The organism is Amycolatopsis rhizosphaerae, from assembly GCF_007713715.1.
GTDB lineage: Bacteria > Actinomycetota > Actinomycetes > Mycobacteriales > Pseudonocardiaceae > Amycolatopsis_E > Amycolatopsis_E rhizosphaerae.
Genome location: NZ_VJWX01000029.1, coordinates 20,853 through 29,666 on the forward strand (window position 1 = coordinate 20,853; position 8,814 = coordinate 29,666).

The following is an 8,814-nucleotide window of genomic DNA, read 5'->3' on the forward strand; positions in this document are numbered from 1 at the left end:
CAAGGCCGACCCGCAGCCCGGAAAACGCCGTTTGACGGTTTCTTTCCCCCGGATGGCCGCCGTCTTCTCGTTGCTTGGTCACCGAGACCTAGGTTACGGTGACTTAGGTGTGGACCGAGGTGCTCCTCCTGGCCAAGCTGGCCCAGCGCCCGTTCCACGGCTACGAACTCCGCCGGGAGATCGAAGAGTCGACGGGACGGACCCTGTCCAACAATTCGCTGTATCCCACGTTGCGCCGCTTCGCCGACGCGGGCGCGGTGATCCGCAGCGCGGAGGAGCAGGAAGGCAAACCGCCCCGGCACGTCTACGAGATCACCGCGGTGGGCCGGGAACTCCTGCACGACATGCTGGCCGAACTGCCGGAAGAACTGGCCGCCGACGAATCCGAATTCCTGGCCCGGCTGGCGAACTTCCACCGGCTCGGCCCGCCCGAACGGCTCCGGGTGCTCGACGCGCGTGATCGCGCGCTCGACCGGATCGGGATCCGGATCGCCAAGCTCGCCTCCGCCCAGGAGGAAACCTGGAGCCGCCTGGTGCTGGACCGGGTACTCCACAAGGTGAGCGAGGAACGCGCCTGGCTGGCCGGCCTCCGGGCCGCCGCGACCGACACACAAGCACGACCGGAAGGGGAAACCCGATGACCACCGCACTGCCCCCCGCTCCGCAGCTGCCCTTCGACCGTCCGAACGTCCTCGAAATCGCCCCGCTGTACCGGGTGCTGCGCCGGGAAGGACCGGTGGTGCGGGTGAAGACCCCGGCCGGTGACCCGGCCTGGCTGGTGACCGCGTTCCGCCAGGCCAGGGAGATCTTCTCCGATCCCCGGTTCGGCCGCTCCCATCCGGACCCGGACTCGGCGCCGAAGATGTCCTCCGCGGCCATCCTCGGCGGCCCCAGCGGCGACCACGAAACCGAGGCACGGGACCACGCCCGGCTGCGCCGGATGCTGGTGCCCGCCTTCTCCGCCAAGCGGATGCGCCTGCTGGGCGACCGCATCCAGGAGCTGACCGACGGGCGCCTCGACGCGATGCGGGAGGCGCACGACGCCGCCCCCGGCGAACCGGTCGACCTGCACGAACTGCTGTCGTTCCCGCTGCCGGTGCTGGTGATCTGCGAACTGCTCGGCGTGCCCTACGCCGACCACGCCTACTTCCGCGGGCTTTCCGACCGGGTGGGGCGGCTCGACAGCGGCGACGACGCCGAGCGCGCCATGGACGAGTTCTCCGCCTACATGGGCGGGCTCGCCGCCGCGAAGCGGAAGAACCCGGCCGCGGACGTGGTCTCGGACATGGTCGCCGCCCAGGCCGATGACCCGGACTTCACCGACGACGACCTCGCCCGCCTGGCCGCCGGACTGCTGTTCGCCGGGCACGAAACCACCTCGAACCGGATCGACCTCGGCGTGCTGTTCCTGCTCACCGACACCGCCAGGGCCGACCGGTTCGTGGCGGACCCGGAAGGGCTGGCCCAGCCGACGGTGGAGGAGATCCTGCGCCTGTCCTCCCCCGGCGGCCTCGGTCTGCTGCGGTACGCCCGCGAAGACGTCGAGATCGGCGGCGTCACCATCAACCGGGGCGACGCCGTGGTGGTCTCGGTCGCCGCCGCGAACCGCGACGACAGCGTCTTCGACGAGCCCGACGCGTTCGACCCGGGGCGCAAGCCCAACACCCACGTCGCGTTCGGGCACGGCGGGTACTTCTGCATCGGCGCGAGCCTGGCTCGCACCGAGCTCCGGATCGTGTTCGCCTCGCTGTTCCGCCGGTTCCCCGGGCTGCGACTGGCCGCCGACGTGAACGAACTCGGCGTGCGCGCCAACCGCGTCACCGGCGGGGTGGACCGGGTGCCGGTCCTCTGGTGATCAGGCGCGCTCCCGCGCGCGGGCGACCGCCTCGCGCACCGGGCCGCGGTGCAGCGGCCCGTGCCCGGGAAGCAGGAGGTCGGCGTCGAGCGCGGTGAGGGCGTCCAGGGAGGCCGCGGCCAGCGCGTTGTCGTGGCTGAAGAAGGGCATCAGCAGTTGCGGGCCCGCGGCCGGGGAGGTCGGGTGTCCGGTGACGAGCGCGTCCCCGGACACCACCGCGCCGAGGTCCGGCAGGTGGTAGGCGCTGTGCCCGGAGGTGTGGCCGGGGGTGGGCACCGGCACCGGGCGCCCGGGCAGGTCCAGCGGGCCCGGACCGGGAAACGGCCGTGCGTCCGGCAGTGTCACGTGCCGGAGCGCACCGGCCCGCAGGATGGACAGCGCCCACCCGGGGAAGCCGGGGCGCCACAGGCGGCCCAGCACGTCCGCCGGGCCCGCGGACTGCCGGTATTCGCCTCGGGCGTGGTGCACCTCCCGCTCGCTGAGGTACACGGGGAACCGGGCGCGGCCGAGCAGCCCGGACAGGCCGCCGACGTGGTCGATGTGGGCGTGGGTGACCAGCACCGCCTCGACCTGCCCGATCCGGTACCCGATGCCCTCCAGCACGGCCTCGACGGCGCCCGCGTCACCGGGGTAGCCGGCGTCGATCAGGGTCACCGCGTCGCCGTCGGTGAGCACCACCCAGTTCACCGCGGTTCCCGCGACCAGGTACGCGCCGTCGGCCACGCGCGTCACCACCGGCCTGCTCGCCATCCACCCGCCTTCCCTCGCGCGCCCGGGGCGCGATCGTCAACCGCCCGGTCTTCAGGCGCGGATCTCGTTGAGATAGTTGTAGATCGTGTAGCGGGTGACCTTCAGTTCGGCGGCCAGGAAGTCCACCGCGTCCTTGATGAGGAAGAACCCGGCCTCGTCCAGTTCCCGTACCACCGCGGCCTTGTGCTGTTTCTTCATCAGCTCGACCGGGATGCCGGTCTCCCGCACCGCCCGGTCCACCAGGAACCGCTGCAGACTGTCCACATCGGGCGGGAAGGTCTCCCGCCGCGTCGACTCCGCGGGCAGGTCGGTGCGTTCGCTGTTCACGCACAGGCAGCCGATCGCCACCCCTTCGGCGTCGCGCAGGAAGAGGGTGGAGGAGCGGATCGGGGTGCCGTCCGGCGTGTGCGTCTCGTAGTTGGTGAGGTCCTGCGTGGTACCCCGCCGCACCAGCCCCAGCAGCGGGTCGGTCATCGGGCCGCCCGCGGCCCGGCCGGTCACCGAACCGGCGATGGCGACGATCGAATCGGGTAGTTTGCCCAGGTCGTGCAGCACCACCTCGTTGCCGGGCCCGAGCATGGCGGCCAGTCCGCGGACGGCGGGGATCAGCGCGGTCAGCACCGAACGGGCCGCCTCCGGTGCGGTGGTGACCGGGATCGGGGCCGGTTCGGTGCCGCGGCCGGGGCGGGCGAAGGACGCCAGCACGGACCGGAGCCGCTCCACGGTCGCCGATGAGGTGGACGCGTGCGGCGAGAGCCGGATGTGGTCGGTGCGCACAGTGGCCGCGATGCCTTCCGCCGCCAGGACCGCGCCGAGGTGTTCGGCGGGATGCTCCGGCAGGGCGAAGGCCACGATCCCGGCCCGCCGGTCCACGGCCGACACGATCCGCGCGCCCGCCGAGCGCAGCACCTCGTCCAGTTCCCCGACCCGCTCGGCGATCCGCGCCTCGATCGCGGCGACCCCGGCCTCCTCCACCAGTTCGAGCGCGGCGGCGAAGGCGCCGGAGGTCACCGGGCTGAGGTTGCTGATCGACCAGGAGGCCGCGGTACCGGCCACGGGATGGATTTCGTCGTCGAACAGGCCGGGGTCGTGGGCGCCGGTCCATCCGGACAGCACCGGCCTGGCCCGGTCCAGCGCCCGGTCCGACAGCACCGCGAACCCGGTTCCCCACCCGGCGCGCAACCATTTCTGGCCCCCCACCACGAGCACGTCGGCGGTCTCCCACGGGAGGTCGATCGCACCGAAGCCCTGGATGCCGTCGACCACCAGCAGCCGGTCCCCGGCGACCTCCCGCAGTGCGGAGAGGTCGGCCCGGTAGCCGGTGCGGAAGTCCACCGCGCTCACCGAGACGACGGTGGTGTCCCCGGTCAGCGCGGCGCGGACCGCCTCCGGCGTGACCCGGCCGTCCGGGGGACGCAGGCGCCGCACCCGCAGGCGCCCGGTCTCCTCGGCGCGTGCCCAGGGATAGGTGTTGGCCGGGAACTCGGAGGCCGAGACCAGCACCTCACCGCCGGGCCCGTTGAACGCGGCCTGGAACAGGCCCTGGCTGGTGGTGGGCACCAGCACCACGTGGTCGGTGTCGGTGCGGCACAACCGGGCCACGGCGGCCTTGGCGCGCACCTCCTGGCGCATCAATTCGTCCACAGTGGAGGGTCCGGCCCGGACCGTCCGTTCCAGGAGCCGGGCGGTGGTGTCCAGCACGGCGTGGGACGGCGGACCGAACCGGGCGAAGTCGAGGTAGCCCGCCGGCTCGTCGAACTGCAGCAGGTAGCGGGGCGAGATCCTGGCCATTACAGGATGCGCGCCAGGAACTGGCGGGTGCGCTCGTGCCGCGGCGCGGTGAGCACCTCGTCGGGCGGCCCGGTCTCCACCACGGCCCCGTCCGCCATGAAGACGATCTCGTCCGCCACTTCGCGGGCGAATCCCATTTCGTGTGTCACGACCACCATTGTCATCCCTTCGGCCGCGAGCGCGGTCATCACCTCCAGCACCTCGCCGACCAGTTCCGGGTCCAGCGCGGAAGTCGGCTCGTCGAACAGCATCAGCTTCGGTTTCATCGCCAGCGCCCGCGCGATCGCCACGCGCTGCTGCTGGCCGCCGGAAAGCCGGCCGGGACGGTCGCCGGCGCGGTCCGCGAGCCCCACCCTGGCCAGCAGGGACATCGCGGTCTCGGTGGCTTCCCCGGCACCGATCCCGCGCACCCTGACCGGTCCCTCGATGACGTTCTCCAGCACGGTCCGGTGGGCGAAGAGGTTGAACCGCTGGAACACCATGCCGATGTCCCGGCGCTGCCCGGCCACCTCACGCTCGCTCAACTCGTGCAGTTTTCCCTTGTGCAGCCGGAAACCGATCGGTTCCCCGTCGACCCACACCTGCCCGCCGTCGATGGTCTCCAGCCGGTTGACGCACCGCAGGAAGGTGCTCTTCCCGGCGCCCGAAGGGCCGAGCAGGCACACGACCTGTCCCTTCCGGACGGACAGGTCGATCCCCCGGAGCACCTCGGTGGACCCGAAACGCTTGCGGACGCCCACGGCCCGCAGCAGAGGCTCCGACATCTCACGCCCTCCTCAGCGGGACGGCGCGCAGTGCCCTGCCCACCCGCGACCACGCGCCGGTCCTGGCGTCGGCCCCGAACGCCCGTTCCAGGTAGTGCTGGCCGACGCTGGCGACGGTGACCACGACCATGTACCAGATCGCCGCGGCCAGCAGCGTCTCCATGACCAGCAGGTTGTTCGACGAGATGTTGTTGGCGGCATGGATCAGCTCGGTCACCCCGATCACCGACGCCATCGACGTTCCCTTGAGCATGTTGATGAAGTCGTTGCCGGTGGGCGGGATGATCACCCGCATCGCCTGCGGCAGCACCACGCGGCGCAGCGCCGCCGCCGGGGTCATGCCGATCGCCTTGGCCGCCTCGACCTGCCCGGCGTCGACGCTGCCGAGCCCGGCGCGGACGATCTCGGCCATGTAGGCGCTCTCGTTCAATGCGAGACCGAGCAGGGCCGCGACGAACGCGCTGACCAGTACGTTCGTCGGCTCGTGCACCAGGTAGCCGCCGAAGGGCAGCGGGATCGAGACGAACTCGAACACCAGCGCCAGGTTGAACCAGATCAGGATCTGCAGCAGCACCGGCAGCCCGCGGAACAACCACACGTACACCGCGGCCACGACCCTGGCGACCGGGTTGGCCGACCGGCGCAGCAGTGCGACCACCACCCCGAGGACGATCGCGACCGCCTGCGCGACCACCGCGAGCACCACGGTGTTGAGCAGGCCGGTGAGCATGACGCGGTACCAGAGGAAGGCGGGCACCTGGTCGTAGGCGATCTTCGCCCGCGCCAGCAGCAGGCCGAGGCCCGCCAGCAGCGCGAGGATCATCACCGCGCTGATCCAGCGGCCCCAGTGCCGCCGCCGCACGATCGGCAGCACCGCGCCGGCCACCGTGCCGCCGGTGGGGGCGGACAGCTCAGTTTCCGGCATTGACGGTCACCTTCGAGAGCGCACCCTGCCGGACGCCCCACGCGTCGAGGATCCGGCCGTAGGTGCCGTCCTCGACGAGCGCGGTCAGTGCCTTCGACAGCGCGTCGGTCAGCTGCGGGACGGACTTGTGCACGCCGATGCCGTAGGGTCCGCCGTCGATCGGCTGCCCCGGGACGACCTCGAAGAACGTCCCGTTGCCCGCGTTCTTCGAGATGTAGGCGGCCGAGGGCAGGTCGTTGAGCAGCGCGGCGACCCGTCCGGTGCGCAACTGGTTCTGGTTCTGGGAGTCGCTGTCGGTCGCGGTCACCGTCACCGCGGGCTTGCCCGCCTGGGTGCACTTCGTGCTCTGCCCGGCCGCGAAGGTCTGGTGGCTGGTGCCCTGCACGACGGCGACGGCCTTGCCGCACAAGGAGTCCGGACCGGTGATCCCGTCCGGGTTGCCCTTGCGAACCATGATCGTGATACCGGACTGGAAGTAGTCCACGAAGTCGATCTGCTGCTCGCGGGTCTTGGTGTCGTTCATCCCGGCGATGGTCGCGTCGAGCCGCCCGGACTGCAGGCTGGTGATCAGCGAGCCGAAGGGCATGTCCTGGTAGTGCACGGTCAGGCCGAGCTTCGCGGCGACCGCGGTGATCAGGTCGGCCTCGAAGCCGACCGGGGTCTTGCCGTCGGCGGCGTAGAAGTTGTTGGGCGGGGACTGGACGTTCGACCCGACCTGGAGCACCCCGGCCTGGGCGATCTTCGCGGGCAGCACCGCGGCGAGCTGCGGATCCTTGGTCACGGCCCGCACGATGGCGGCGGTGTCCGGTGCCCCGCCGCCGCCCGCCGGGCCTCCCGCGGACCCGCCCGAGCCGTCCTGTCCGCCCCCGCAGGCGGCCGTGAACAGCAGAGAACCGGCAACGAGCGCGGCCCAGCGCGCCCCTCGTGACCTGGCCGACATGGCATCTCCTCGCTTCTGCGCCCCGACGCTGGCCCAGGACGCTACAACCACCTGTTGAAGTGGTCAACTGTCAGTTGAAATCCACCTTTCGTGGGTGTGCAGCGGGGCCTGTTCGCTCCGAATGATTCGCCGCGAACAGGCCCCGCTCCAACGCTCGGGCGCCGCCCCGGTCAGCGCCGGGTGGTGAGGCCGTACCCGTAGGGGAACAGCGGGTCGTACCCGGGGTCGCCGACGTTGACCGGCTCCTGGGCGGCGCTGCGCGGCCAGCTCACCGGCAGCTTCCCGCCGAACGGGGTGCGGCCGAAGAGCACGTCCGCCACCCCGGCCCCCTCGCCGCCGGGCAGCCACGACATCACGAAAGCGTCCATCTTGGACAGTTCATCGGTGACGATCTGGGGCCGTCCCGCCACATCGAGCACCACGCAGGTCCGGATCGTGCCGCACACCCGGTCGATGGCCGCCCGGTCCGCGGCCGAGATCTCCAGTGTGTGCCCGTTGTTGCCGACATCGCCCATGCCTTCGGCGTAGGGCGTTTCGCCGATCACCACGATGCCCACGTCCGCCCCGGCCATCGGCGCCGACGCGTCCGGGCTGTAGGTGACGTTCGCCGCCTGCGCGCGGATGCCCTGCAGGATCGTGGTGCCGGGGAAGGCGCCGTTGCCGGACTGCCCCTGCCAGGTCACCGTCCAGCCGCCGGCCTGGTTGCCGAGGTCGTCGGCGTTGACCCCGGCCACATAGATGTGCTGGGACGGTTTCAGGGGCAGCGCACCCCCGGAGTTCTTCAGCAGTACCTGCGATTCCGCGACCGCCTGCCGGGCCACCGCACGGTGGGCGGGCGAGCCGACGGCGCCCAGGTTCGTCCGGTCGGTGTAGGGGTGTTCGAACAGGCCGAGCTCGAACTTCGCCTTGAGAATGCGGCTCACCGCGTCGTCGATCCGGGCCGTGCTCACCCGCCCGGCGTTCACCTCCGCGAGGAGGGTCTGCTCGAACTGCGCGGCGCTGTAGGGCTCCATGAACATGTCGATCCCGGCGTTGACCGCGGTGCGGACCTGCGTGGCGTAGTCGCCGGGCAACTGGTGGATCGCCTCCCAGTCGCTGATCACGAACCCGCCGAACCCGATCTTCTGCTTGAGCACCGAGGTGATCAGTTCCCGGTTGGCGCTCATCTTGACCGGTGTGCTGCCCGGCCGGTCGGTCCACTGCACGCTCGAAAAGGACGGCATGACGCTGCCGATGTGGTGCTGCCGGACGGCGGTGACGTACGGCGCGAGGTCGACGCGCCGGAAGTGCGGCCAGTCGGTGACGGTCACGCCCTGGTCGATGGTGTACGTCCCGGTCGTGGAGGTGCCGTAGGTGGTGTCGCCGTCCCCCGCGTAGTGCTTGGCGGTCGCGAGCACGTGGTCGGGCCGGGCCAACTCCTCCGGGCTCGTGCCCTGGAACCCGTCGATCGCGGTTTCCATGGCGGACACCAGAGCCGGGTCCTCGCCGAAGCTCTCGTAGGTGCGGCCCCACCGCTCGTCGCGTGTCACGCACACGCACGGCGCGAAGACCCACTGCGGTCCGGTGGCCCGGGTTTCGGTGGCCGTGACGTGTTCGACCTCGCGCACCAGCGCGGGATCGCGGGTCGCGCCGAGCCCGATGTCGTGCGGGAAGACCGTCGCGCCGACGAGGTTGTTGTCCCCGTGCACGGAGTCGATGCCGTACAGCAGGGGGATGTGCAGCCGGGTCGCGAGCGCGTGCGACTGGTAGCCGTCCACCATGTCGGCCCACGCCCGCGGGGTGTTGGGGG

Annotated in this window: 8 protein-coding genes; 2 read left to right on the top strand and 6 right to left on the bottom strand. The window is 71.4% G+C overall.

Features of this window, described 5'->3' with window-relative positions:
* The first annotated feature begins 107 nt into the window (after positions 1 to 107).
* Entirely contained in the window at positions 108 to 641 is a 534-nt protein-coding gene (locus tag FNH05_RS05255) for a PadR family transcriptional regulator (RefSeq protein WP_144586126.1), read from the top strand.
* Positions 638 to 1,855 (top strand): cytochrome P450, encoded by a 1,218-nt coding sequence (locus FNH05_RS05260; protein WP_144586127.1) that lies wholly within the window; start codon positions 638 to 640, stop codon positions 1,853 to 1,855. Before FNH05_RS05255 ends, FNH05_RS05260 begins: the two co-directional genes overlap by 4 nt.
* Here the strand turns inward: FNH05_RS05260 and FNH05_RS05265 are convergent, their stop codons facing one another.
* The 6 genes from FNH05_RS05265 to FNH05_RS05290 form a co-directional block, all read right to left on the bottom strand.
* Positions 1,856 to 2,605, bottom strand: a complete 750-nt coding sequence (locus FNH05_RS05265) for an MBL fold metallo-hydrolase (protein WP_144586128.1) — start codon at positions 2,603 to 2,605, stop codon at positions 1,856 to 1,858.
* Positions 2,606 to 2,656: 51 nt separating this feature from the next.
* Positions 2,657 to 4,396, bottom strand: a complete 1,740-nt coding sequence (locus FNH05_RS05270) for an aminotransferase class V-fold PLP-dependent enzyme (RefSeq protein ID WP_144586129.1) — start codon at positions 4,394 to 4,396, stop codon at positions 2,657 to 2,659.
* Complete coding sequence (locus tag FNH05_RS05275) at positions 4,396 to 5,160, bottom strand: amino acid ABC transporter ATP-binding protein (RefSeq protein ID WP_144586130.1); 765 nt, start codon at positions 5,158 to 5,160, stop codon at positions 4,396 to 4,398. Before FNH05_RS05275 ends, FNH05_RS05270 begins: the two co-directional genes overlap by 1 nt.
* A gap of 1 nt (position 5,161) precedes the next feature.
* Positions 5,162 to 6,085, bottom strand: a complete 924-nt coding sequence (locus FNH05_RS05280) for an amino acid ABC transporter permease (protein WP_186382389.1) — start codon at positions 6,083 to 6,085, stop codon at positions 5,162 to 5,164.
* Positions 6,072 to 7,025, bottom strand: a complete 954-nt coding sequence (locus FNH05_RS05285; RefSeq protein WP_144586131.1) for an ABC transporter substrate-binding protein — start codon at positions 7,023 to 7,025, stop codon at positions 6,072 to 6,074. Before FNH05_RS05285 ends, FNH05_RS05280 begins: the two co-directional genes overlap by 14 nt.
* Before the next feature lie 170 nt (positions 7,026 to 7,195).
* The coding region (locus FNH05_RS05290) for a glycoside hydrolase family 3 protein (protein WP_144586132.1) at positions 7,196 to 8,814 on the bottom strand (1,619 nt) is incomplete at its 5' end.

What these genes read in the sequence shown, in the direction of transcription:
- FNH05_RS05260 (WP_144586127.1), top strand. Translation starts at nt 638, where the DNA reads ATGACCACCGCACTGCCCCCCGCTCCGCAGCTGCCCTTCGACCGTCCG.
- FNH05_RS05265 (WP_144586128.1), bottom strand. Translation starts at nt 2,605, where the DNA reads ATGGCGAGCAGGCCGGTGGTGACGCGCGTGGCCGACGGCGCGTACCTG.
- FNH05_RS05270 (WP_144586129.1), bottom strand. Translation starts at nt 4,396, where the DNA reads ATGGCCAGGATCTCGCCCCGCTACCTGCTGCAGTTCGACGAGCCGGCG.
- FNH05_RS05275 (WP_144586130.1), bottom strand. Translation starts at nt 5,160, where the DNA reads ATGTCGGAGCCTCTGCTGCGGGCCGTGGGCGTCCGCAAGCGTTTCGGG.
- FNH05_RS05280 (WP_186382389.1), bottom strand. Translation starts at nt 6,085, where the DNA reads ATGCCGGAAACTGAGCTGTCCGCCCCCACCGGCGGCACGGTGGCCGGC.
- FNH05_RS05285 (WP_144586131.1), bottom strand. Translation starts at nt 7,025, where the DNA reads ATGTCGGCCAGGTCACGAGGGGCGCGCTGGGCCGCGCTCGTTGCCGGT.